The organism is Variovorax sp. WDL1 (assembly GCF_001541225.1).
GTDB lineage: Bacteria > Pseudomonadota > Gammaproteobacteria > Burkholderiales > Burkholderiaceae_C > Variovorax.
Window position 1 is genome coordinate 84,723 of the sequence record NZ_LMTS01000163.1, and the last position, 24,212, is coordinate 108,934.

The 24,212-nt window shown below is 66.5% G+C and carries 23 protein-coding genes; 17 read left to right on the plus strand and 6 right to left on the minus strand.

Features of this window, described 5'->3' with window-relative positions:
- The 6 genes from APY03_RS44310 to ugpB form a co-directional block, all read right to left on the minus strand.
- Nucleotides 1–952 (minus strand): DUF3772 domain-containing protein (locus APY03_RS44310; RefSeq protein ID WP_232324370.1); only part of this gene is annotated, 952 nt, incomplete at its 3' end.
- Nucleotides 953–999: 47 nt separating this feature from the next.
- Nucleotides 1,000–1,740 carry a glycerophosphodiester phosphodiesterase gene (gene ugpQ, locus APY03_RS22080; protein WP_068680054.1) on the minus strand — a complete coding sequence of 247 codons (741 nt, stop codon included), beginning with the start codon at nucleotides 1,738–1,740 and terminating at the stop codon, nucleotides 1,000–1,002.
- The gene (locus APY03_RS22085; protein ID WP_068680055.1) at nucleotides 1,737–2,744 is read right to left on the minus strand and encodes a sn-glycerol-3-phosphate import ATP-binding protein UgpC; all 1,008 of its coding nucleotides are present in this window, start codon (nucleotides 2,742–2,744) and stop codon (nucleotides 1,737–1,739) included. Before APY03_RS22085 ends, ugpQ begins: the two co-directional genes overlap by 4 nt.
- 22 nt (nucleotides 2,745–2,766) lie before the next feature.
- The gene (gene ugpE, locus APY03_RS22090) at nucleotides 2,767–3,615 is read right to left on the minus strand and encodes a sn-glycerol-3-phosphate ABC transporter permease UgpE (protein ID WP_068680058.1); all 849 of its coding nucleotides are present in this window, start codon (nucleotides 3,613–3,615) and stop codon (nucleotides 2,767–2,769) included.
- Between the two features lie 63 nt (nucleotides 3,616–3,678).
- Nucleotides 3,679–4,560: a sn-glycerol-3-phosphate ABC transporter permease UgpA gene (gene ugpA / locus APY03_RS22095; RefSeq protein ID WP_068680060.1), complete on the minus strand. Its 882-nt coding sequence runs from the start codon at nucleotides 4,558–4,560 to the stop codon at nucleotides 3,679–3,681.
- 166 nt (nucleotides 4,561–4,726) lie between these two features.
- Nucleotides 4,727–6,037, minus strand: a complete 1,311-nt coding sequence (ugpB, locus tag APY03_RS22100) for a sn-glycerol-3-phosphate ABC transporter substrate-binding protein UgpB (protein WP_068680062.1) — start codon at nucleotides 6,035–6,037, stop codon at nucleotides 4,727–4,729.
- 248 nt (nucleotides 6,038–6,285) lie between these two features.
- On the opposite strand from ugpB, the gene serA reads away from it, so the two are divergent.
- The 17 genes from serA to APY03_RS22185 all read left to right on the plus strand — a co-directional run bounded on the left by serA (nucleotide 6,286) and on the right by APY03_RS22185 (nucleotide 24,182).
- Nucleotides 6,286–7,515 (plus strand): phosphoglycerate dehydrogenase, encoded by a 1,230-nt coding sequence (serA, locus tag APY03_RS22105; protein WP_068680064.1) that lies wholly within the window; start codon nucleotides 6,286–6,288, stop codon nucleotides 7,513–7,515.
- Nucleotides 7,516–7,605: 90 nt separating this feature from the next.
- Nucleotides 7,606–11,502 carry a DUF3683 domain-containing protein gene (locus APY03_RS22110; RefSeq protein ID WP_068680066.1) on the plus strand — a complete coding sequence of 1,299 codons (3,897 nt, stop codon included), beginning with the start codon at nucleotides 7,606–7,608 and terminating at the stop codon, nucleotides 11,500–11,502.
- The gene (locus APY03_RS22115) at nucleotides 11,499–11,945 is read left to right on the plus strand and encodes an HIT family protein (RefSeq protein WP_068680067.1); all 447 of its coding nucleotides are present in this window, start codon (nucleotides 11,499–11,501) and stop codon (nucleotides 11,943–11,945) included. The genes APY03_RS22110 and APY03_RS22115 overlap by 4 nt, the downstream gene beginning before the upstream one ends.
- Complete coding sequence (locus APY03_RS22120; RefSeq protein WP_068680069.1) at nucleotides 11,945–12,358, plus strand: gamma-butyrobetaine hydroxylase-like domain-containing protein; 414 nt, start codon at nucleotides 11,945–11,947, stop codon at nucleotides 12,356–12,358. The genes APY03_RS22115 and APY03_RS22120 overlap by 1 nt, the downstream gene beginning before the upstream one ends.
- 96 nt (nucleotides 12,359–12,454) lie before the next feature.
- Nucleotides 12,455–13,186 (plus strand): bifunctional demethylmenaquinone methyltransferase/2-methoxy-6-polyprenyl-1,4-benzoquinol methylase UbiE, encoded by a 732-nt coding sequence (ubiE, locus tag APY03_RS22125; RefSeq protein ID WP_068680071.1) that lies wholly within the window; start codon nucleotides 12,455–12,457, stop codon nucleotides 13,184–13,186.
- Between the two features lie 41 nt (nucleotides 13,187–13,227).
- Nucleotides 13,228–14,271 (plus strand): Tim44 domain-containing protein, encoded by a 1,044-nt coding sequence (locus APY03_RS22130; protein WP_068680073.1) that lies wholly within the window; start codon nucleotides 13,228–13,230, stop codon nucleotides 14,269–14,271.
- 45 nt (nucleotides 14,272–14,316) lie between these two features.
- Nucleotides 14,317–14,871 carry a ubiquinone biosynthesis accessory factor UbiJ gene (locus tag APY03_RS22135; protein WP_068680075.1) on the plus strand — a complete coding sequence of 185 codons (555 nt, stop codon included), beginning with the start codon at nucleotides 14,317–14,319 and terminating at the stop codon, nucleotides 14,869–14,871.
- Complete coding sequence (gene ubiB / locus APY03_RS22140; protein ID WP_068680077.1) at nucleotides 14,868–16,433, plus strand: ubiquinone biosynthesis regulatory protein kinase UbiB; 1,566 nt, start codon at nucleotides 14,868–14,870, stop codon at nucleotides 16,431–16,433. Before APY03_RS22135 ends, ubiB begins: the two co-directional genes overlap by 4 nt.
- A 16-nt stretch (nucleotides 16,434–16,449) precedes the next feature.
- A complete protein-coding gene (locus APY03_RS22145; protein WP_068680080.1) occupies nucleotides 16,450–17,898 on the plus strand; it encodes a sodium:solute symporter family protein in 1,449 nt (482 codons plus the stop codon).
- Between the two features lie 129 nt (nucleotides 17,899–18,027).
- Nucleotides 18,028–18,375 carry an FmdB family zinc ribbon protein gene (locus APY03_RS22150; protein WP_068680082.1) on the plus strand — a complete coding sequence of 116 codons (348 nt, stop codon included), beginning with the start codon at nucleotides 18,028–18,030 and terminating at the stop codon, nucleotides 18,373–18,375.
- A gap of 18 nt (nucleotides 18,376–18,393) precedes the next feature.
- A complete protein-coding gene (locus APY03_RS22155; RefSeq protein WP_068680084.1) occupies nucleotides 18,394–19,014 on the plus strand; it encodes a DUF502 domain-containing protein in 621 nt (206 codons plus the stop codon).
- Between the two features lie 31 nt (nucleotides 19,015–19,045).
- Nucleotides 19,046–20,851: an aspartate--tRNA ligase gene (gene aspS / locus APY03_RS22160; protein WP_068680086.1), complete on the plus strand. Its 1,806-nt coding sequence runs from the start codon at nucleotides 19,046–19,048 to the stop codon at nucleotides 20,849–20,851.
- A 19-nt stretch (nucleotides 20,852–20,870) separates the two neighbouring features.
- Nucleotides 20,871–21,338, plus strand: a complete 468-nt coding sequence (gene nudB / locus APY03_RS22165; RefSeq protein WP_068680088.1) for a dihydroneopterin triphosphate diphosphatase — start codon at nucleotides 20,871–20,873, stop codon at nucleotides 21,336–21,338.
- Nucleotides 21,335–22,108, plus strand: a complete 774-nt coding sequence (locus APY03_RS22170; protein ID WP_068680090.1) for an endonuclease/exonuclease/phosphatase family protein — start codon at nucleotides 21,335–21,337, stop codon at nucleotides 22,106–22,108. Before nudB ends, APY03_RS22170 begins: the two co-directional genes overlap by 4 nt.
- A 69-nt stretch (nucleotides 22,109–22,177) precedes the next feature.
- Nucleotides 22,178–22,909, plus strand: coding sequence for a GTP cyclohydrolase I (gene folE, locus APY03_RS22175; RefSeq protein ID WP_068680092.1), 732 nt, complete (start codon nucleotides 22,178–22,180; stop codon nucleotides 22,907–22,909).
- Nucleotides 22,910–22,914: 5 nt separating this feature from the next.
- Complete coding sequence (locus tag APY03_RS22180; protein WP_068680094.1) at nucleotides 22,915–23,337, plus strand: BLUF domain-containing protein; 423 nt, start codon at nucleotides 22,915–22,917, stop codon at nucleotides 23,335–23,337.
- Between the two features lie 14 nt (nucleotides 23,338–23,351).
- A complete protein-coding gene (locus tag APY03_RS22185; protein ID WP_068680096.1) occupies nucleotides 23,352–24,182 on the plus strand; it encodes a DUF429 domain-containing protein in 831 nt (276 codons plus the stop codon).
- Nucleotides 24,183–24,212: the final 30 nt, after the last annotated feature.

The window sequence follows — 24,212 nt, forward strand, 5'->3', positions numbered from 1 at the left end:
GGAGCGCGCGGCCCAGCCCGACCACGAAGGCGATGAAGATGATGGACTGCACCACCGCCTGGCCCAGCTTCCGGATCTGCGGCCCGAGGATCCCGTGGCGGTCCAGCGTGGCGAACACGCCCTGCGCTGCCAGTGCCACCAGCAGCACGTTCACACCCACCACCGCGATCACCAGCAGCGAGCGGCGCAGTCGCCCGCCCGGCAGCACGCGCGCGGCCAGCCGAACCAGCCCGTGTTCGGCCGCCCAGTTGCCCAGCAGTGCGAGCAGCAGCGCCGCGGCAAGGCTGGCCAGCACCGATACGCGATGTGCCGGGTCCATCGCCGTTTCCACCGCGCCGCGCAGCTCGGTGCGCAGGCTCGCCAGGCGCTCCAGGTCGGCGGGCCACGCGTCGCTGATGTCGAACCAGAACTGGCGGCCCAGGGGCGACGGCGCGCGCTCCGTGAGCTGGGCTTCGAACAGCTTGCGGCGCTTGGAGAGCAGCTCGCTGCCGCGCTGTTGCGCGTCGACCGTGATCAGCCGCGCCAGGCGGATGTCGGCGTCGAGCGTGTTGCGCTCCTTCAGCAGGGCGGCACGCTGACGAGTGATGTCGGGGTCCTCGGGTGGCGCGCCGGCAGCCGGCGGATTTCCCAGTTCGCCAAGGCGTGCGTTGAGGTCGCTGAGCTGGCCGGTGCGGGACGCAACGAACTTGTCTGCCTGGCTGCCGATGGCGTTGATCCGGCCCAGCAGCTCGCGGACCTGCGCATTGCTTTCGACCGAGCTCGGAATGCCGTCGAGCTGGGTCCGCAGTGCGGCCACCGTCGGTTCCGGCGGGGCGGCGCCATCCTGCGCGAGGACGGCGCTTCCGAGGACGGCGGCCAGCAACAGGGCCGCGAGACGGGGCATCCAGCTCAGTGGAGTACCTTCGCCTTCAGCTACGGTGCTATTCGCCTTCGGAACGGCCGTGCGGCTCATGGTCCGATCATAGAAGGGCGTTGCGGCGGCCCCTCACGGCGCCGGGGTCAGGCAGCCGGGCTGAAGCGGTCCACGCGGTCGGTCACGATGCCGTCGGTGCCGAGCCCGGCCAGCCAGCGGGCCACCGACGCGTCGTTGACGGTGTAGCTCAGCGCGCGCATGCCGGCCGCATGCACCTGCGCAACGGTGGTCGCGTCCCACAGCGCGTAGTTGCAGACGATCGCCGCGCACTCCAGGCGGCGCGCAGTGTCGAGCCAACCCTCCCAAAGGGTGTCGAGCAGCAGCCCGCGCGGCAGGCCGGGCTCTGTTGCGAGCGCACCCTCGAGAGATTCAGGCGAGAAGGAGGTCAGCAAGGGCGGCGGGAGGTCGGCGCCCGCCCAGAGCTTGGCCGCCACTTGCGCAACCAGCTCGCCGGTGCGGCGCTCGACGCCCGGCGTGGGTTTGATCTCGATGTCGATCAGGTGGCGATTGGCCAGGCAGAAGCGGATCAGCGCTTCGAGGGTGGGCAGCGGCTCGCCGGCGTAGCGGCGCGAATGCCAGGCACCCGCATCGAGCTGGGCGAGCGCGCTCCATGAATGTTCGCCCGCGACGCCGCGGCCATTGGTGGTGCGCTCGAGGGTGCTGTCATGAAGCAGGAAGGGAACCTCGTCGGCACTGAGCTTGGCGTCGCATTCGAACATGCGGTAGCCGTGCTCGGCGCCCAGGCGAAAGGCGGCGAGCGTGTTTTCCGGCGCCAGCCTGCCGGCGCCGCGGTGGGCGATCCAGAAAGGATAGGGCCAGGCTTTCATGCCGCGCGTTTGCCCGAGCCGGCGTCGAACCAGTGCAGCTTGTCTTGCCTCGCCGCGATCTTCACCGTGTCCCCGGCGACCGGCGCCGGCTGGCCTTCGTCGGCGCGCACCACCAACTGCTCGTCGCCGACGCGGCCGTAGATCAGCCGCTCGGCGCCCAGCAGCTCGACGTACTCGACCTGCACCGACCAGCCATCGGTGTCGAGCGTCAGATGCTCCGGCCGGACGCCAAGGATCATCCCGTGGCGGACGCCCGGCGCGTGCTTGAGCAGGTTCATCGGCGGTGAGCCGATGAAGCTGGCCACGAAGGTGGTGGCGGGGCGCGCGTAGACCTCCTCGGGCGTGCCGAACTGGTCCATCACCCCGGCATTCATCACGATGATGCGCTGCGCCAGCGTCATCGCCTCGACCTGGTCATGAGTGACGAAGAGCGAGGTGATGCCCAGTTCGCGGTGCAGCTTCTGGATCTCCAGCCGGGTCTGCGCTCGCAGCTTTGCATCGAGGTTGGACAGCGGCTCGTCGAAGAGGAAGACCTGCGGCTGCCGCACGATCGCGCGGCCCATGGCCACGCGCTGGCGCTGGCCGCCCGACAGCTCGCGCGGCTTGCGATCGAGCAGGTGGCCGAGTTCGAGGATCTTGGCGGCCTTGTCCACGCGTGCCTTGATTTCCTCCTTGGGCACCTTCGCGATCTTGAGGCCATACGCCATGTTGTCGAAGTTCGACATGTGCGGGTAGAGCGCGTAGTTCTGGAAAACCATCGCGATGTCGCGCCGGGCCGGTTCGATGTCGTTCACCACGCGGTTGCCGATGGCGATCTCGCCTGCGCTGATTTCCTCCAGGCCCGCGACCATGCGCAGTAGCGTGGATTTGCCGCAGCCCGAGGGCCCCACGATGACGACGAACTCGCCATCCTTGACGTCGGCCGAGACGCCGTGGATGACCTGGTTGGCCTTGGCCCCGTGGCCGTAGCGCTTGATGACGTTTCGAAGAGAGATGGCAGCCATTGAGTCGTTGCTTCTTTGTCGGTTATTTCTCGGTATCCACGAGGCCCTTGACGAACCAGCGCTGCATCAGCACCACCACGATCACTGGCGGCACGAGCGCCAGGATGGCGGTGGCCATCACCAGGTTCCAGTCCACCGCGGCGTCGCCCGAGGCGATCATTCGCTTGATGCCGATCACCACCGGATACATGTCTTCGCTGGTCGTGGCCAGGAGCGGCCACAGGTACTGATTCCAGCCGTAGATGAACTGGATCACGAACAGTGCCGCGATCGAGGTCTGCGACAGCGGCACCAGGATGTCCTTGAAGAAGCGCATCGGCCCGGCGCCGTCCATGCGTGCCGCTTCCACCAGTTCGTCGGGCACACTCAGGAAGAACTGCCGGAACAGGAAGGTGGCGGTCGCCGATGCGATCAGCGGCACTGTCAGCCCCGCGTAGGTGTTGAGCATGTTGAGGTCTGCCAGCACCTTGTAGGTCGGCAGGATCCGCACCTCCACGGGCAGCATCAGGGTCACGAAGATCATCCAGAAGACGATCTTCTTGAATGGAAAGCGGAAGTACACGATGGCGAAGGCCGACAACAGCGAGATCGCGATCTTGCCGATGCTGATGACCAGCGCCGTGACCAGGCTGATCCACATCATGCGGCCCACGACCACGCGTGCGCCCTGGGTGTCCGCGCCGAGCAAGGCGGCGCTGTAGTTCTCGAACATGTGGCCGCCCGGCACGAGCGGCATGGGCACCTGCAGGATCGCGTCGCGCGTGTGGGTGGATGCGACGAAGGCCAGGTAGATGGGAAAGGCCACGATGGCGATTCCCAGGATCAGCACCACATGCGAAAGGACGGTGAGGCCGGGGCGGCGTTCAACCATGGTGTTGCCTCCGGGGGAAGGGCAGGGCAGGGGCGACGCAACGGGCGACGGAGTGGGCGGCCATCAGTACTGGACCTTCTTTTCAACGTAGCGGAACTGGATCACGGTCAACCCGATGACGATCACCATCAGCACCACCGACTGCGCGGCCGAGCCGCCCAGGTCCAGCGCCTTGAAGCCGTCGTGCCACACCTTGTAGACCAGGATCGCGGTGTCGCGCCCGGGCCCGCCCTCGGTCGTCGCATGCACGATCGCGAAGGTGTCGAAGAAGGCGTAGACGATGTTGATCACCAGCAGGAAAAAGGTGGTGGGCGACAGCAGCGGGAACTGGATGGTGGCGAAGCGCCGCAGCGGCCCGGCGCCGTCGATGGAGGCGGCCTCGATCAATGCCTTGGGGATGGACTGCAGGCCGGCCAGGAAGAACAGGAAGTTGTAGGAGATCTGCTTCCACACGGCGGCCACCACAATCAGCGTGAGCGCCTGGTTGGAGTTGAGCAGGTGGTTCCAGTCCACACCGATGTGGCGCAGGAAGTACGACACCACGCCGATGCTGGGCGAGAACATGAACACCCACAGCACGCCCGCAATGGCAGGCGCCACCGCGTAGGGAATGATCAGGAAGGTCTTGTAGACCAGGCCGCCTCGCAGGATGCGGTCGGCGAAGATTGCCAGCATCAACGAAAGCGCGATGCCGCTGCCGGCCACCAGAACCGAGAAAAGTGCGGTGACCTTGAAGGATTCGACATAGGCCGGATCGTCGAACAGGACCTCGAAGTTCTCCAGGCCGACGAAGGCGGTGGAGGTGCCAAAGGCGTCCTCCGACTGCAGCGATTGCCAGATGGCCTGGCTTGCCGGCCAGAAGAAGAACACCAGGATCACCGCCATCTGCGGCGCCACCAGCAGCCAGGGCAGCCACGCCGACCGGAAAAGAACGCGTTTCTCCATATCCCTCGATCCCCTCAAAAACAGAACGCCCGCCCCGGCATCAGATCAGGGCGGGCGTCGGAGTCTACTGTGGCGCAACCATCGCCGGCAGGCACCCTCCCCGCTCGGCGGGAGGGCAGGGAGGGGTGCCGTGGCACCCAAAGGGCTGCGCAGGCGCGAGCCTGCGTCAGCCCTTGTTTGCTTTCTGGAAGCGCTCGAGCTGCTCGTCGCCGCGCTTGACGGCCGCGTCGAGTGCTTCCTTGGCGCTCTTCTTGCCGCTCCAGATCTGCTCGGTTTCCTCGTCGACGATCGTGCGGATCTGCACGAAGCTGCCCAGGCGGACGCCGCGCGACTTGTCGGTGGTCTTGCGGATCATCTGCGTCACGGCCACGTCGGTGCCCGGCTTCTCCTTGTAGAAGCCCGAGGCGTCGGTCAGCTTGTAGGCGGCCGTGGTGATGGGCAGGTAGCCGGTGCGTTTGTGACTCTCGGACTGCACCTTGGTATCGGACAGGTAGTTGAAGAAGCTGGCCACGCCCTTGTAGTGGTCCGCCGGCTTGCCGGACATCACCCACAGGCTGGCGCCGCCGATCACGGTGTTCTGCGGTGCGCCCTTCACGTCGGGGTAGTAGGGCAGGGTCGAGATGCCGTACTTGAACTTCGCGTCCTTCGCCACGCGGGCGTACAGGCCCGAAGAGCCGGTCATCATGGCGCATTCGCCGGAAGGGAACGCGGCGTCGGCCGTGTTGTTGCGGCCCTTGTAGACGAAGGTGCCGTCCTTGGACATCTTGGCCAGATTCTCGAAGTGACGCACTTGCAGCGGCGAGTTGAAGGCCAGGCGGGCACTGGTGCCGCCGAAGCCGTTGTTCTGCGTCGCGTACAGGGTGTTGTGCCAGGCCGAGAAGCTTTCCAGCTGGGTCCAGCTCATCCAGCTCGTCGTGAATGGGCACTTGTGGCCGCTGGCCTTCAGCTTGTCGGCCGCCGCGATGACCTCGGGCCAGGTGAGGGGAGCTTTCTCGGGGTCCAGGCCGGCCGCCTTGAAGGCATCCTTGTTGTAGTAGAAGATCGTCGTCGAGCTGTTGAACGGGAAGCTCAGCATCTGCCCGTTCGGCGCCGTGTAGTAGCCGGCCACCGCGGGCACGTAGACACTGGGATCGAACTTGGCTCCGCCGGAGCTCATCACTTCGCCCACCGGCTTGATGGCGCCCTTGGAGGCCATCATGGTCGCGGTGCCCACCTCGAACACCTGCAGGATGTCAGGTGCATTGCCGGAGCGGTAGGCGGCGATGGCGGCCGTCATCGACTCATCGTACTGACCCTTGTAGGTGGGCACGACCTTGTAGTCCTTCTGGCTTTCGTTGTATTGCTTGGCCAGGTCGTTGACCCATTCGCCGAGCGGACCGCTCATGGAATGCCACCACTGGATTTCAGTCTGGGCCAAGGCCGGTGCCGAAAGCGTTGCCGAAAGCGCCGATGCCACGGCGAACGTCTTGAATCGCATGAGAGAGACTCCTGAGGAGGAAACAAAAGCGCAGATGCTAGGCCGTGCGTATGACACGGCCGCGTCACATTCTGTCGCAGCTCGGCAGTGCGCCAGTAGACGGGGAAACCCTTTTGGCGTGTGGGCCGCGGGGCCGCAGGGGGCTGCTTGCTGCGCCGCACCATGCTAGCATCGCCCTCCCTTTTTCAGGTACTGCTGCCTCCTCCCTGCCTCCTCCTGAAGCCCGGCCGGGGGCCTCCGCGACGCGTATGAGCAAGACCTCCCTCGACAAAAGCAAGATCAAGTTCCTTCTACTCGAAGGCATCCACCCGTCGGCTGTCGAAGTGCTGCGGGCCGCGGGCTATACCAGCATCGAGACATTGCCGGGCGCCTTGCCGGAAGAGGACCTGAAGCAGCGCGTGGCAGACGTGCATTTCCTCGGCATCCGCTCGCGCACGCAGCTGACCGGCGAGGTCTTTGCCGCCGCGCAGAAGCTCGTCGCGGTCGGCGCGTTCTGCATCGGCACCAACCAGATCGATCTCGATGCCGCGCGCGAGCACGGCGTGGCGGTCTTCAACGCGCCTTATTCCAATACGCGCTCGGTCGCCGAACTGGTGTTGGCCGAGGCTATCCTGCTCCTGCGCGGCATCCCCGAGAAGAGCGCGGTGGCGCACCGCGGCGGCTGGCTCAAGTCGGCCGAGAACGCCTTCGAGATCCGAGGCAAGACGCTGGGCATCGTGGGCTACGGTTCCATCGGCGCGCAGCTCTCGGTGCTGGCCGAGGCGCTGGGCATGCAGGTGGCCTTCTTCGACGTGGTCACCAAGCTGCCGTTGGGCAACGCGAGGCAGGTGCGCACGCTGAACGAACTGCTGCTTCAGAGCGACATCGTGAGCCTGCACGTGCCGGAGACGCCGGCCACCCAATGGATGATCGGCGCGAAGGAGATCGCGGCCATGCGGCCCGGCTCCATCCTGATCAATGCCTCGCGCGGCACGGTGGTCGACATCGAGGCGCTCGCCCAGGCGCTGAAGCAGAAGAAGCTGCTGGGCGCCGCGATAGACGTGTTCCCGGTCGAGCCTCGCAGCAACAAGGAGGAGTTCCAGTCGCCGCTGCGCGGCCTGGACAACGCGATCCTCACGCCGCACATCGGCGGCTCCACCATGGAGGCGCAGGCCAACATCGGCCTCGAGGTGGCCGAGAAGCTGGTCAAGTACAGCGACAACGGCACCTCGACCTCGTCGGTCAACTTCCCCGAGGTGGCGCTGCCGGCGCACCCGGGCAAGCACCGGCTGCTGCACATCCACCGCAACGTGCCGGGCGTGCTCTCGGACATCAACGGCGTGTTCGCCGAGAACAAGATCAACATCGCCTCACAGTACCTGCAGACCAACGAGAAGGTGGGCTATGTGGTGACGGACATCGACGCCGCCTATTCCGACCTCGCGCTCGAAAAACTGGCGCAGGTGCCGGGCACGATCCGCAGCCGGGTGCTGTTCTGAGCGCTGGACGACCGGCGCAGCACGCGCCCCTGACTTAAAATCGACGGCCCTGGTTCAGGGGCGCGCAGCGCCCGACCGAGGCCCACCCCGATGAATGCACCGACCGCGTTGACGGCGTTGTTGTCGCAGGCCGCAGAGCCCGCGCGATTGCGTGAGATCCCCTACAACTACACCAGCTTCTCCGACCGCGAGATCGTGATCCGCCTCCTGGGCGAGCGCGGCTGGGATCTGCTGCAGACCTTGCGCGCCGAGCGCCGCACCGGCCGCTCCGCCCGCATGCTGTACGAGGTGCTGGGCGACATCTGGGTGGTGCAGCGCAATCCCTACCTGGTCGACGACCTGCTGGACAACCCGCGCCGCCGCGGCCAGTTGGTGGATGCGCTCAACCATCGCCTGTCCGAGGTGCAGAAGCGGCGCACCCCCGACGGCGCCGCCCAGCGTGATGCACTGGTGGGCGAACTCACCGCGCTGGTGGCGCAGGCGGTGCAGGCCTTCGACACCCTGTTCCGCGATGTCGCGGCATTGCGCCGCAAGACCACGCGCACCCTGGGCCGGCTCACTGCGCGCGACAACATCAAGTTCGATGGCCTCTCGCGCGTGTCGCACGTCACCGACGCAACCGACTGGCGCGTCGAATATCCCTTCGTCGTGCTGACGCCGGACAGCGAGGCCGAGATGGCCGCGCTGGTCAAGGGCTGCATCGAACTCGGGCTCACCATCATCCCGCGCGGCGGCGGCACCGGCTACACAGGCGGGGCGATCCCGCTGGCCTGGAACAGCGCCGTCATCAACACCGAGAAGCTGGAGTCGATGACCGAGGTCGAAATGATCTCCCTGCCAGGCGTCGACCAGCCCGTACCCACCGTCTGGACCGAGGCCGGCGTGGTGACCCAGCGCGTGGCCGACGCGGCGGAGCGCGCGGGCTTCGTGTTCGCGGTCGACCCCACCTCGGCCGAGGCTTCCTGCGTCGGCGGCAACGTGGCGATGAACGCGGGCGGCAAGAAGGCGGTGCTGTGGGGCACCGCGCTCGACAACCTGGCTTCCTGGCGCATGGTGACCCCGGACGCCGAATGGCTGGAGATCACGCGCATCGGCCACAACCTGGGCAAGATCCACGACGCCGAGAGCGCCGTGTTCGATCTGCAGTATTTCGCGGCCGACGGCCGGACCAAGCTGCGCACCGAACGGCTCGAGATCCCGGGCAAGACCTTCCGCAAGGAGGGCCTGGGCAAGGACGTGACCGACAAGTTCCTCTCTGGCCTGCCGGGCATCCAGAAGGAGGGTTGCGACGGCCTGATCACCAGCTGCCGCTGGGTGGTGCACCGCATGCCGGCACACACCCGCACCGTGTGCCTCGAGTTCTTCGGCAATGCCAAGGACGCGGTGCCCAGCATCGTCGAGATCAAGGACTTCATGTTCGCGGAGCAAAAGCGCTCTGGAGTGCTGCTCGCGGGCCTGGAGCATCTGGATGATCGCTACCTGAAGGCCGTCGGCTACGCGACGAAGTCAAAGAAGCACGGTGGCCTGCCCAAGATGGTGCTGTTCGGCGACATCGCTGGCGACGATGCCGACGCCGTCGCGCGGGTGACCTCGGAAGTAGTGCGCATCGCCAATTCGCGCAGCGGCGAGGGCTTTATCGCCATCAGCCCCGAGGCGCGCAAGAAGTTCTGGCTGGACCGCAAGCGCACCGCTGCAATCAGCCGCCACACCAACGCCTTCAAGATCAACGAGGACGTGGTGATCCCCTTGCCGCGGATGGCCGAGTACACCGACGGCATCGAGCGCATCAACATAGAGCTGTCGCTGCAGAACAAGCTGGCGCTCGCCGACGAGCTGGAAGCCTTCTTCCTGCGCGGCCATTTGCCGCTGGGCAAGAGCGATGACGCCAGCGAGATCTCTTCGGCCGAGCTGCTGGAGGACCGCGTGGCCCAGGCCGTGGCGCTTGTGCGCGAGGTGCGTGCGCTGTGGCAGGGGTGGCTGGACCAGATCGACACGCTGTTCCCGCAGCTGCAGGACCATTCCTTGCGAGCCAGCTGGAAGACGCAGATCCGCGCTCCCCTTGCCGCCATCTTCTCCGGCGCGGAGTTCGCGCCCATCCTGGCCGAGTGCAACGCGATCCACCAGCGGGTGCTCAAGGGTCGGGTCTGGGTTGCGCTGCACATGCATGCCGGGGATGGGAACGTTCACACGAATATCCCGGTCAACAGCGACAACTACGAGATGCTGCAGACCGCGCATGCGGCAGTGGCGCGCATCATGGGGCTGGCGCGCAGCCTCGACGGCGTGATCTCCGGCGAGCACGGCATCGGCATCACCAAGCTCGAGTTCCTGTCCGATGACGAGCTGCGGCCCTTCGCGGACTACAAGCACCGCATCGACCCCGAAGGACGCTTCAACAAGGGCAAGCTGCTGCGGCCCTCGATGCACGCCGGGCCTGGCCTCTATGCCGACCTCACCAATGCCTATACGCCCAGCTTCGGACTGATGGGCCACGAGTCGCTGATCATGCAGCAGAGCGACATCGGCGCCATTGCCGACAGCGTGAAGGACTGCCTGCGCTGCGGCAAGTGCAAGCCCGTGTGCGCCACCCATGTGCCGCGCGCCAACCTGCTCTACTCGCCGCGCAACAAGATCCTCGCGACCTCGCTGCTCGTCGAGGCCTTCCTCTACGAGGAGCAGACCCGGCGCGGCGTCAGCATCAAGCACTGGGAGGAGTTCGAGGATGTGGCGGACCACTGCACTGTCTGCCACAAGTGCCTCACGCCGTGCCCGGTGAACATCGACTTCGGCGACGTCTCGATGAACATGCGCAACCTGCTGCGCAAGATGGGGCAGAAGTCCTTCCGGCCCGGCAACGCCGCCGCGATGCTGTTCCTCAATGCCACCAACCCGCAGACCATCAAGGCCATGCGCATCGGCATGGTGGGCATCGGCTTCAAGGCCCAGCGCCTGGCCAACGACCTGCTGCGCGGACTGGCCAGGAAGCAGACCGCCGCGCCGCCGGCCACACTGGGGCCGGCGCCGCTCAAGGAGCAGGTGATCCACTTCGTCAACAAGAAGATGCCGGGCGGCCTGCCCAACAAGACCGCGCGGGCGCTGCTGGACATCGAGGATGCCGACTACGTCCCGATCATCCGCGATCCGAAGGCCACCACGCCAGAGACCGAGGCCGTGTTCTATTTCCCGGGCTGCGGCTCGGAGCGCCTGTTCTCCCAGGTGGGTCTGGCCACGCAGGCGATGCTGTGGCACGCGGGCGTCCAGACCGTGCTGCCGCCGGGTTATCTCTGCTGCGGCTACCCCCAGCGCGGCAGCGGCCAGTACGACCGGGCCGAGAAGATGATCACCGACAACCGGGTGCTCTTCCATCGCGTCGCCAACACGCTGAACTACCTGGACATCAAGACCGTGGTGGTGAGTTGCGGCACCTGCTACGACCAGCTCCAGGGCTACCAGTTCGAGAAGATCTTCCCTGGCTGCCGGATCATCGACATCCATGAGTATCTGCTCGAGAAGGGCATCACCCTGGACAACGCGGCCAATGCCAACGGGGGCAACGGCTCCGCCTACCTCTATCACGATCCTTGCCACAGCCCGATGAAGCTGCAGGACCCGATGAAGACGGTGAAGGCGCTGGTCGGCGACCAGGTGCTCAAGAACGACCGCTGCTGCGGCGAGTCGGGCACGCTGGGCGTGACGCGGCCGGACATCTCGACGCAGGTCCGCTTCCGCAAGGAAGAGGAGCTGCGCAAGGGCGAGGCGGCGCTGCGCAGCGGCGGCATGGTCGCTCCCAAGGACAACGTCAAGATCCTCACCAGCTGCCCGAGCTGCCTGCAGGGCCTGAGCCGCTACGGCAAGGACCTCGAGAACGGCCTGCTCGAGGCCGATTACATCGTGGTCGAGATGGCCAACAGGATCCTCGGAAAGGACTGGATGCCAACGTACGTGGCGGCTGCCAACCAGGGCGGGATCGAGCGGGTGCTGGTATGACGGGGCTGCGCGTGGCGGGTTGCCCGCTGTGCGAGGAGCCCGGGGGCCGCGTGGTTTTCGAGGCGCCCGAATTTCGCGTCATCCACGCGGCCGAGGAGGGTTTTCCTGCCTTCTATCGTGTCGTCTGGAAAGACCATGTGGCCGAGTGGTCCGATCTTGCGCCGGAAGATCGCGCGCTGTGCATGGACGCGGTGGTGGCGGTGGAGCGATGCCTGCGCGACACGCTGGCACCCGCCAAGATCAACCTCGCAGCCCTCGGCAACATGGTGCCGCACCTGCATTGGCACGTGATCGCGCGCTTCGACTGGGACGCGCGCTTCCCGGCGCCGGTCTGGGCTGCTGCGCAACGCGACCGCGACCTGCAGCGCGAGGCCGCGATCGAGGTCAAACTGGAGGCGCTGGAGCGGGACATGGCCCGGCGTCTGGCGACAAGGAGTTCTTGATGGCAGGTTTGCAAACGGGCGCGCCGACGCCCCAGTCGATCACCGTTCACAGCCAATCGCGCGTGCTGGAGGTGAGCTTTTCCGATGGCGCGAGCTTCCGCATCCCCTTCGAGCTGATGCGCATCTATTCGCCCTCGGCGGAGGTGCAGGGCCATGGGCCGGGACAGGAAGTGCTGCAGACCGGCAAGCGCGACGTGAACCTGCTGGACCTGCAGCCGGTCGGCAACTACGCCGTGCAGCCCAGCTTCTCCGACGGCCACGACACCGGCATCTACTCGTGGGACCTGTTGTACGAATTAGGCGCGAAGCAGGGCGACCTGTGGGCCGAGTACGAGCGGCGCCTCGCCGCTGCCGGCGTCGATCGCGATGCGCCGATGGCCGAGAAGGGTGGCCACGCCTGCGGCAGCCACTGAAGAAGCCGAGCCCCCTCGCCGCAAAAGCAACGAATGCCCGGCGTCCTTGCAGGGGCGTCGGCTTGACATGAACGCTTCCGACCTAACATCGGACGGATGAGCAGCACTCATTTTGGCTTCGAGACGGTCGAGGAAGGCGACAAGGCACGGCGCGTACGCGGCGTGTTCGATTCGGTCGCCAACCGCTACGACCTGATGAACGACCTGATGTCGGGTGGCCTGCACCGTGCCTGGAAGGCCTACACCGTGATGGTCGCCAATGTCGGAGAGGGCTCGAAGGTGCTGGACATCGCGGGCGGTACCGGCGACCTCGCGCTGGCCTTCGCGAAGAAGGTGGGCGCCAGCGGCGAGGTGATCCACACCGACATCAACGAGGCCATGCTGCGCGCGGGCCGCGACCGGCTGCTCGATGCCGGCGTCGCGCTGCCCACGCTGGTCTGCGATGCCGAGAAGCTGCCCTTCCCCGACAACCATTTCGACCTGGTGAGTGTCGCCTTCGGTCTGCGCAACATGACGCACAAGGACCTGGCACTCAAGGAGATGAACCGGGTGCTCAAGCCGCGCGGCAAGCTGCTTGTGCTTGAGTTTTCCAAGGTTGCCAAGCCCTTGTCGAAGGTCTACGACTGGTACTCCTTCAACGTTCTGCCGCGCCTGGGCAAGGTGGTGGCGGGCGATGACGCGAGCTACCGCTACCTGGCCGAATCGATCCGGGTGCATCCCTCGCAGGAGGAGCTCAAGACCCTCATGAAAGAGGGCGGTTTCGGTCATGTGGACTATCACAACATGACAGGGGGCGTCGTTGCCCTGCATGTTGGAATCAAGTGCTGATGATGATCAGAAGAGATTTCTTTGCCGTTAGAGGAGACGTCATGAAAAGTTTGTTATCCGTCCTGTTGGTTTGTGCCCTGGCTGTCGGAAGCATGGATGCCGACGCACGCCGCCTGGGTGGCGGGAAGTCCGTCGGCAAGCAGTCGAGCAACGTGACGCAGCGCGAGGCGGCCCCCACCGCGCCGGCTGCGCCCGGCGCGCCCGCACAGAGCAACGTGAACAGCGCAGCGGCCAAGCCGGCCGCGGCGGCGCCCGCTGCAGCGCCCAAGCGGCCGTGGGGCGCCATGCTCGGCGGTTTGGCCGCGGGCCTGGGCCTGGCCTGGCTCGCCAACTCGCTCGGGCTGGGCGCGGCCTTCGGCAACATCCTGCTGATCGCGCTCCTGGTGCTTGCAGCCGTGGTGGTGTGGCGCATCTTCGCAGCCCGGTCGCGTGCCAACGGCACCCAGCGCAGCGGCGGCTTCGCCTTCCAGGGTGCAGGCGGTCCCGGCAACCCTGCTTCGCCCGTGCAGTACAGCCCGAACAACGTCGGCAACGACGCTTCTGCCCGCCCCTGGGAGCGCAACACCGCGGCCTTCGACGCCAGCCCGGCACAGCCCGAGCACGCGGCCGACCGCGGTGGTTCGTCGATGGCGGGTGCTGCGGCGGCCAGCGGCGGCAGCCTGATCGGCTCGGCGCTGAGCGGCGCGCAGTCCTGGGGCATTCCGGCCGGCTTCGACACCGACGGCTTCCTGACTGCGGCGAAGCGCAACTTCGTGACGCTGCAGGACGCCTGGGACCGTGCCGACATCGGCACCTTGCGCTCGATGATGACCGACGGCATGGTGGGCGAGATCCGCCAGCAGCTGGGGGAGCGCGAGGCTCATACGGGTGGCCAGGCCAACAAGACCGAGGTGGTCATGCTGGATGCCAAGCTGCTGGGCATCGAGGAGCTGCCCGATGCCTACCTGGCGAGCGTCGAGTTCTCCGGCATGATCCGCGAGGACCTGTCCTCTGGCCCGAGCCCCTTCCGCGAGGTCTGGAACATGACCAAGCCGACCAGCGGTTCGAGCGGCTGGCTGGTGGCGGGCGTGCAGGCCCTGCAGTAGGCGCCTGACGCTTCGAAGCCGGTCGCAAGACCGGATAATGGGGACATGGTCACACCATCGTCCCCTTTTTCTTTTCTCGACGATTTCATCAACCGCGTCGGCAGCCGCCTGCAGCCGCCGGGCTGGGTGATTCACGAGGTCCAGCATCGCGCCGTGCTCTTCCTCAATCACGTGCTGCAGCAGGAGCCCGAGGCCCAGCAGCGCCTGGCGCGCCAGCAAGGCAGGGTGGTCGAATTCGAATGGCGCTTCGTGACTATGAAGGTTGTCGCCACGCCGGCCGGACTGCTCGACCTGGCACCGGAGGGCGCGGCGCCTGAGCTCATGCTGGTACTGGCCGAGACCTCGCCCTTCGGCTTGGCGCGGGCTGCCGCGCGCGGCGAGAAGCCGGCGGTGCAGATCGAGGGCGACGTGCAGCTGGCCGCCGAGGTCAACTGGCTGGTCGACCACGTGCGCTGGGACGTGGAAGACGATCTGGCGCGCGTCATCGGCGATGTGCCGGCCCACACCATTGCCAACGGCGCGCGGCGCGTCGTGGAGGGACTGCGGCAATTCGTCGGTGAGCGCGGAGGCAAGCCCGCGGGCTCCGCAGGCGCCGAATGAGGCGCTTTTACCGCGGGGTCTTCATCGTCCTGGTCGCGCTGCGCTACGGGCTCGACGAGCTCGTCCTCACCAGCTTCCAGAAGCCCTGGCTGCGGGTGGTGGCGCGCATCGTGTCCTTCGGCCGCAAGCTCGATGCGCCCCGGGGCCAGCGGCTGCGCGAGGCCCTGGAGAGGCTGGGGCCGATCTTCGTCAAGTTCGGGCAGGTGCTGTCGACGCGGCGCGACCTGCTGCCGGCGGACATCGCCGACGAGCTGGCCTGGCTGCAGGACCGGGTGCCGCCCTTCGACTCCAGGATCGCGATCGCGACCATCGAGCGCGCTTTTCGCCGGCCGGTGGGCGAGGTTTTCGTCGACTTCGACGAGACGCCGGTGGCCAGCGCCTCGATCGCCCAGGTGCACTTCGCGACCCTGCGCGAACCTGGCGGGGAGGTTCGCGAGGTCGCGGTCAAGGTGCTGCGGCCCGGCATGCGCGACGTGATCGAGAAGGACCTCGAGTTGATGGCCATGATGGCGGCCTGGGTCGGGAGCTTGTCGAGCGACGCCAAGCGCCTCAAGCCGCGCGAGGTGGTGGCCGAGTTCGACAAGTACCTGCATGACGAGCTCGACCTGGTGCGCGAGGCCGCCAACGCGGCGCAGCTGCGGCGCAACATGACCAAGCTCGAGCTGGTAATGATCCCCGAGATGTTCTGGGACTTCTGCCATCCCGAGGTGATCGTGATGGAGCGGATGAAGGGCGTGCCTATTGCACAGCTCGACCGCTTGCGCGCCGCCGGCGTCGACATCCCGAAGCTGGCGCGCGACGGGGTCACCATCTTCTTCACGCAGGTGTTCCGCGACGGCTTCTTCCATGCCGACATGCACCCCGGCAACATCCAGGTCAGCCTGGACCCGGCCACCTTCGGGCGCTACATCTCGCTGGATTTCGGCATCGTCGGCACGCTGACCGAGTCCGACAAGGAGTACCTGGCGCAGAACTTCGCCGCCTTCTTCCGCCGCGACTACAAGCGGGTGGCGGAGCTGCACCTCGAGAGCGGCTGGGTGCCCGAAGGCACGCGCATCGACGAGCTGGAGGCCGCGATCCGCACCGTCTGCGAGCCTTATTTCGATCGCCCGCTCAAGGAAATCTCGCTGGGCATGGTGCTGATGCGCCTGTTCCAGACCTCGCGCCGCTTCCATGTCGAGATCCAGCCGCAGCTCGTGCTTCTGCAGAAGACCCTGCTCAACATCGAGGGGCTGGGCCGCCAGATCGACCCGGAGCTGGACCTGTGGCATACGGCCAAGCCGTTCCTGGAGAAGTGGATGAGCGACCAGATCGGCCCGCGCAAGCTGCTGGAGCAGCTGCGCGCCGAGGCGCCGCGCTACGCCAAGCTGCTGCCGCAGCTGCCTCGGCTGATGCACGATTTCCTTGAAAATCGGCCCGCCGACCACCGCCGCGAACTGCTGGAGCTGCTGGCCGCTCAAAGGCGGACCAACCGGCTCCTGCAGGCGATCATCTACGGTGGCATAGGTTTTGTATTGGGGTTGATCGCGATGCAGGTGCTGGTGCGCGTGCGTCTGTTCTGAATAGGAGGATTCCGCTGTGCTGCTGACACTGGTCATCGTCTACCTGCTCGTCACGATCGCCATCGGACTGTATGCCGCCAGGCGCGTGAAGAACACCACCGACTTCGCGATCGCCGGGCGGCACCTGCCGCTCTTCATGATCGTGACCACGACCTTCGCCACCTGGTTCGGCTCGGAGACCGTGCTGGGCATCCCCGCCAAGTTCATCGAAGGCGGGCTTCAGGGCGTGGTCGAGGACCCCTTCGGCGCCGGCACCTGCCTGATCCTGGTCGGCCTGTTCTTTGCCGGCAAGCTCTACCGCATGACGCTGCTCACCATCAGCGACTACTACCGCGAGCGCTTCGGCCGCACCGTCGAGGTCGCCTGTTCGCTGATCATCATGCTGAGTTACCTGGGATGGGTCTCGGCGCAGGTCACGGCGCTCGGGCTGGTGTTCAACCTGCTGTCGGGCGGCGTCGTCAGCATCACGGCCGGCATGGTCATCGGGGTGATCTCGATCCTGGCCTACACGCTGTTCGGCGGCATGTGGTCGGTGGCGGTGACCGACTTCATCCAGATGATTATCCTGGTGCTCGGCTTGGCGGTGATCGCGATGTTCGCCGGCAACATGGCCGGCGGCGCCGACAAGGTGGTGGCCTTCGCGGCCAGCAAGGACCTGTTCCGCTTCTGGCCCGAGCCGAGCTGGAAGGACATCATCTTCTTCTTCGCCGCGGCCATCACCATGATGCTGGGCTCCATTCCGCAGCAGGACGTGTTCCAGCGCGTCATGTCGGCCAACAGCGTCAAGGCCTCGACCCGCGGCCCGGTGATCGGCGGCATCGCCTACATCCTGTTCGCCTTCGTGCCCATGTTCCTGGTGGCGAGCGCCCTGCTCATCATGCCGGAGCAAACCGCGGTGCTGCTCAAGGAGGACCCGCAGAAGGTTCTGCCCGCCCTGGTGTTGGAGAAGATGCCGTTCGTGATGCAGGTGTTCTTCTTCGGCGCGCTGCTGTCGGCCATCAAGTCCACCGCGTCGGCCACCCTGCTGGCGCCCAGCGTCACGTTCACGGAGAACATCTGGCGCCAGTTCCGCCCGGCCGGCACCGACCGCGAGAACCTGCTGACCATGCGCATCACGGTGCTGCTGTTCAGCGCCGCGGTACTCGCCTATGCGATCCGGATGCAAGGCACCCCTATCTACGAACTGGTCTCGGGCGCGTACCAGGTGCCGCTGGTGGGCGCCTTCGTGCCGCTGGTCTGCGGCCTTTACTGGCAGCGGGCCACCACCCAGGGCGCGGTGGCCTCGGTGGTGCTCGGCATCGGGGTGTGGCTGTTGTTCCTCGCCATGCCGTGGGGCGAGGAATTCCCGGCCCAGCTTGCCGGCGTGCTGGCGTCCTTCGCGGGCATGTTCGCAGGCTCGCTGGGGCCGCAATGGCTCGCCAATCGGCGTACGCCGCACCGCCCGCTTGCGGTCGATCCTGTTTGAAAAGGTGTGAAGTACGCCTCGTGGGCCGGTCGTGGAGGCAGGAAGAGCAACCCTCATGGCACCTGCATGCCAACCTATAATTAAAGGCTTTGCGAGCGGCCGCCGGCCGCTCTTTCTCTCCTCCTACCCATGCCTATCTACGCCTACAAGTGCAGCGCCTGCGGCTTTGCCAAGGACGTGCTGCAGAAACTGTCCGATGCGCCGCTGACGGAGTGCCCGCAGTGCGGCGCCAGCGCGTTCAGCAAGCAGGTCACCGCAGCCGGCTTCCAGCTGAAGGGCTCGGGCTGGTACGTGACCGATTTCCGCGATGGCGGCGGCAAGAAGGCGGCCGAGAAAGGCAATGCCGACAAGGGGACGAGCGCGCCCGCAGAGGGCGCTGCCGCCTCGACCGGCGCCGCCGACGCGCCCGCGGCATCCACGTCGCCCACCACGGCCCCGGCGGCCGCACCTGCGCCAGCTGCCTCCAAGGGCGACTGAGAGCCGCGCCCACGCCACATGCTCGCCCTGCGCAAATGGTTGCTGTCCGGCCTGTTGGTCATCGTGCCGTTGGTCATCACGCTGGGCGTGCTGAACTGGATCATCGGCACGCTGGATCAGACGCTGTGGCTCCTGCCCGAGCACTGGCAGCAGTGGCTCACCGCGCGCAAGGTGCGCGGGCTGGGCGTGCTGCTGACGCTGGCGATCCTGCTGGTCGTGGGCGCGACAGCCAGCAACTTCATCGGCAAGCGCCTGCTGGGCTGGGGCGACGCGGTGGTGCGCCGCATCCCGGTTGTGCGCTCGATCTATTCCAGCGTCAAGCAGGTGTCGGACACGCTGTTCTCCGAGAACGGCAATGCCTTCCGAACCGCGGTGCTGGTCCAGTGGCCGCGCGACGGCGTCTGGACCATCGCCTTCGTGACCGGCGCTCCAGGCGGCGAGGTGCTTTCGGTACTGGGCGGCGGCGACTACCTGAGCGTCTACGTGCCCACCACGCCCAACCCGACGGGCGGCTACTTCGTGATGCTCAAGCGCAGCGACTGCATCGAACTCAGGATGAGCGTGGACGACGCGCTCAAGTACATCGTGTCGATGGGCGTGGTCGTTCCCGGCGGCCCCGCGACCATCGCGAACAGATAGAACACGCGCCCCCACGGCGCCGGAATCCACTATGGCCATGCGTACACACTATTGCGGTCTCGTGACCGAAGCCCTGCTGGGCCAAACCGTCACCCTGTCCGGCTGGGTCAATCGCCGCCGCGATCATGGTGGCGTGATCTTCATCGACCTGCGCGACCGCGAAGGCTATGTCCAGGTGGTGTGCGACCCCGACCGCGCCGCCACCTTCGCCACCGCGGAAGGCCTGCGCAACGAGTTTTGCGTGCAGGTCACGGGCCTGGTGCGCGCGCGCCCCGAGGGCACGATCAACGAGAACCTCAAGAGCGGCAAGATCGAGGTGCTCAGCCACGAGCTGAAGGTGATCAACCCCTCGGTGACGCCGCCCTTCCAGCTCGATGACGACAACCTGTCCGAGACCACCCGTCTCACGCATCGCGTGCTGGACCTGCGCCGTCCGGCCATGCAGCGCAACATGATGCTGCGCTACAAGGTCACGATGGAGGTGCGAAAGTTCCTCGACGCCAACGGCTTCATCGACATCGAGACGCCGATGCTCGGCAAATCGACGCCCGAGGGCGCTCGCGACTACCTGGTGCCCAGCCGCGTGCACGACGGCAGCTTCTTCGCGTTGCCGCAGTCGCCCCAGCTCTTCAAGCAGCTGCTGATGGTGTCCGGCTTCGACCGCTACTACCAGATCGTCAAGTGCTTCCGCGACGAGGACCTGCGCGCCGACCGCCAGCCCGAGTTCACGCAGATCGACATCGAGACCTCCTTCATGGCCGAAGAGGAGATCCGCGAAATGTTCGAAGGCATGATCCGCAAGGTGTTCCGCGGCGCGGCGCAGGTCGAGCTGCCGCCCTTCCCGGTCATGAGCTATGCAGACGCGATGTTCAAGTACGGCTCCGACAAGCCCGACCTGCGCGTGAAACTGGAGTTCACCGAGCTGACCGACGTGATGCGCAATGTCGAGTTCAAGGTCTTCGCGCAGGCGGCCGGCATGACTGGCGGCCGCGTGGTCGCGCTGCGCGTGCCCGGCGGCGGCGCCGAGGGCGGCCTCTCGCGCGGCGACATCGATGCCTACACGGAGTTCGTCAAGATCTACGGCGCCAAGGGCCTGGCCTATATCAAGGTCAACGACGCGGCCCAGGGGCGCGAGGGCCTGCAGAGCCCGATCGTGAAGAACCTCAACGACGCTTCGCTGGCCGAGATCATCGCGCGCACCGGCGCACGCAACGGCGACATCCTGTTCTTCGGCGCCGACAAGGAGAAGATCGTCAACGACGCCATCGGCGCGCTGCGCGTGAAGATCGGCCACAGCGCCTTCGGCCGAAAGAACGCCCTGTTCGAGGAGCGCTGGGCGCCTTTGTGGGTGGTCGACTTCCCGATGTTCGAGTTCGACGAGGACGGCCAGCGCTGGTCGGCCGTGCACCACCCGTTCACCTCGCCCAAGGACGGCCACGAGGATCTCATGGACACCGCTCCCGAGAAGTGCATTGCCAAGGCCTACGACATGGTGCTCAACGGCATCGAGATGGGCGGCGGCTCTGTGCGTATTCACCGCGAGGAGGTGCAGAGCAAGGTCTTCCGGGCCCTCAAGATCAGCCCTGAGGATGCGCAGAACAAGTTCGGCTTCCTTCTGGATGCGCTGCAGTACGGTGCGCCGCCCCATGGCGGCATCGCGATCGGCCTCGATCGGCTGGTCATGCTGATGACGGGCGCCGAGTCCATCCGCGACGTGATTGCCTTCCCCAAGACCCAGCGCGCCCAGGACCTGCTGACGCAGGCGCCGAGTCCGGTCGACGAGAAGCAGCTGCGCGAGCTGCACATCCGCTTGCGCAACCCCCAGCCGGCCGCTTGAGAGTGAAGGGGGCGCAAGCATGAGCGGGCGGCCCTGGAAGATTCCCGAATCGGTGCTGGTCGTGATTCACACACCGGCGCTCGAGGTGCTGCTGATCCGGCGGGCGGACGCGCAGGATTTCTGGCAGTCCGTCACCGGCAGCAAGGACACGGAAGAAGAGCCCCTGGCGCTGACGGCGGCGCGCGAAGTCGCGGAGGAGACCGGCATCGACTGCCGTGAAGGCAGCGCACTGGGCTGCAGCCTGTGCGACTGGCAGCTCCAGAACGTGTACGAGATCTACCCGCGCTGGCGTGCCCGCTACGCGCCCGGCGTCACTCACAACACCGAGCACCTGTTCGGCCTGTGCGTGCCCGAGCGCCTGAGCCCGCGGCTGGACCCGCGCGAGCACACGGCTTGGCGCTGGTTGCCCTACCGCGAGGCGGCCGATGCCTGTTTTTCCCCTTCGAACGCAGAAGCGATCCTGCTGCTGCCAAAATTTGCGCAATGAATCCGCCGAGCAGCACCCCGAGCGGCAGCAACCTCCGCGTCGCCACCTACAACATCCACAAGGGGGTGCAAGGTATCGGACCGACGCGGCGGCTCGAGATCCACAACCTCGGCCATGCCATCGAGCAGTTGGACGCCGACATCGTCTGCCTGCAGGAAGTGCGCAAGATGAACCGCCAGGCCGCCTCCCGGTTCCGGCACTGGCCCGAGCTGCCGCAAGCCGACTTTCTGGCCCCCGAGGGCTACACCGCGATCTACGAGACCAATGCCATCACGCGGCATGGCGAACATGGCAACGCGCTCCTGACGCGCTGGCCGGTGCTGCGCAAGACCCACCAGGACATTTCCGACCACCGATTCGAGCAGCGCGGCCTGCTGCATGTGGCGATCGAGGTCGAAGGCCAGCCGGTGCATGCGATCGTGGTGCACCTGGGGCTGATCCGGGGCAGCCGGGTGCGCCAGGTCGGCTTGCTGCGCGAGTTCATCGACCGCGAGATTCCGCCGGGCGAGGCCCTGGTGGTGGCCGGCGACTTCAACGACTGGGGTGCACGCATGCGCTACGCGATGAACGCCATGGGCCTGCGCGACACCAGCGACCTGCGCGGGCCGCGCACGCTGACCTATCCCTCGCGGCTGCCGGTGACGCAGCTCGACTTCATCTACGGCCGGCAGGTCGAGGCGGTGGCGACCACCGTGCCGCGCGGGCCGATCTGGGCCCGAATGTCCGATCATCTGCCGCTGGTCGCGGACTTTGTGCTATCAAAACAATAGCTTTAGGATCAGGCAGGAAGCGCGCTGCAGGGATATTCGCTGGAGTTCATTCGCTGTTAGGATGCGCTGATGCTAAGGAAAATCGATACCGCCGAGCGCCCCGAGCCGGACGCCGGGGATGAGGGCACGCCTGTCTCCGTGAAGATCCGCGAGCGCCTGCTCGCCGCGCGCCAGCGCTTCCATGCCAACGACAATATCGCCGAGTTCATCGAACCCGGCGAGCTCGAGAGCCTGCTCGACGAGGTCGAGCACAAGATGAAGGACGTGCTCGAGGCCCTGGTGATCGACCTCGATAACGATCACAACACCGGGAACACCGCGCGCCGCGTCGCCAAGATGTACCTGAACGAGGTATTCAAGGGCCGCTACGTGGCCCCGCCTTCGCTCACCGAGTTCCCCAACGCCGAGCATCTGAACGAGCTCATGATCGTCGGCCCCATCACGGTGCGCAGCGCCTGCTCGCACCACTTCTGCCCGATCATCGGCAAGCTCTGGATCGGTGTGATGCCGAACGAGAAGACCAATGTCATCGGCCTGTCGAAGTACGCGCGGCTGGCCGAGTGGGTCATGAGCCGGCCCCAGATCCAGGAAGAGGCCGTGGTCCAGCTGGCCGACCTGATCCAGGAGCGCACCCAGCCGGACGGGCTGGCGCTGGTGATGGAGGCCGAGCATTTCTGCATGCAGTGGCGCGGCGTCAAGGAGATGGACAGCAAGATGATCAACTCCGTGATGCGCGGCGTCTTCCTCAAGGATTCCAACCTGCGGCGCGAATTCCTCGCGCTGATCCCGCGCCGGAGTTGAATGCCATGCTCGTACGCCTGCTCTATGTCAGCCGTGCCGTCGACACCAGCCCCGGGGCAGTGGAGGCCATCCTTGCGCAATCGCGCTCCCACAACCCCGCCTGCGGCATCACAGGCATCCTTTGCTATGGCGGCGGGGTGTTCCTGCAGGCCATCGAGGGGGGACGGACCGCCATCAGCGAGCTCTATGGCCACATCCAGCGAGACCCGCGGCACAAGGACGTGGTGCTGCTGCACTACGAGGAAATCTCGGAACGCCGCTTCGGCGGTTGGACGATGGGACAGGTCAACCTGTCCAAGCTCAACGTCTCGACCCTGCTCAAGTACTCTGAAAAACCGGAGCTGGACCCGTATTCGGTCTCGGGCAAGGTTTCGCTCGCGCTGCTGGAAGAGCTGATGGCAACTGCAGCCATCGTCGGCCGCCACTGAGGGGCCTCTCCGCGGTGCCCGCCCCGCTGCTGGGCTGCGATTTCTCCAGCGCGCCGAGCGCGCGCAAGCCCATCGTGCTGGCCCTTGGCTACGCCACCCCGGATGGCGTGGCCTTGCGGCGGCTCGAGCGCTTCGCCTCGCTGGAAGCCTGGCGCGGGTGGTTGGCCGACCAGCCTGCCTGGATCGGAGCTTTCGACTTTCCTTTCGGCCTGCCGCGTGAACTGGTCACGCATCTCGGCTGGCCAATGCAATGGCGGGCACTCATCGCGCACTTTACGAGCCTGGATCGGGCCCTGATCCGCGAGACTTTTGCCGCCTTCTGCGCAGCGCGCCCCGCCGGCGGCAAGTTCGCACACCGCGCGACCGACGCGCCGGCCGGCTCCAGCCCTTCGATGAAATGGGTCAACCCGCCCGTCGCCTTCATGCTGCATGCCGGCGTGCCGCGACTGCTGGAGGCCGGTGCGGCCCTGCCGGGCCTGCATGCGCCGGCCAGCGCGGCCAAGCGCATCGCTTTGGAGGGTTACCCGGGCCTGCTGGCGCGAGAGCTGATCGGCCGACGCAGCTACAAGAGCGACGATGCCGCCTTCCAGACCGCGCAGCGGAGCGAAGCGCGCGCCGAACTGCTCGCTGCGCTCGAAGGCGGCGCCACGCGCCTGGGCCTCAGGCTGGAGCTGGGCGGTGACGAGCGCGCCCAGTTGCTGGCCGACGCGCGTGGCGACTCCCTTGATGCGGCGCTTTGCCTTGTGCAGGCCGCTTGGGGCGCGGCCCGCCGGATGAGCGCCGGCCCGGGCTACGGGCTGCCGGTGGCCATGGACCCGCTGGAAGGCTGGATCCTCACCGCCTGAAGTCCTACAGGACCTCAAGGATGGTGCCGT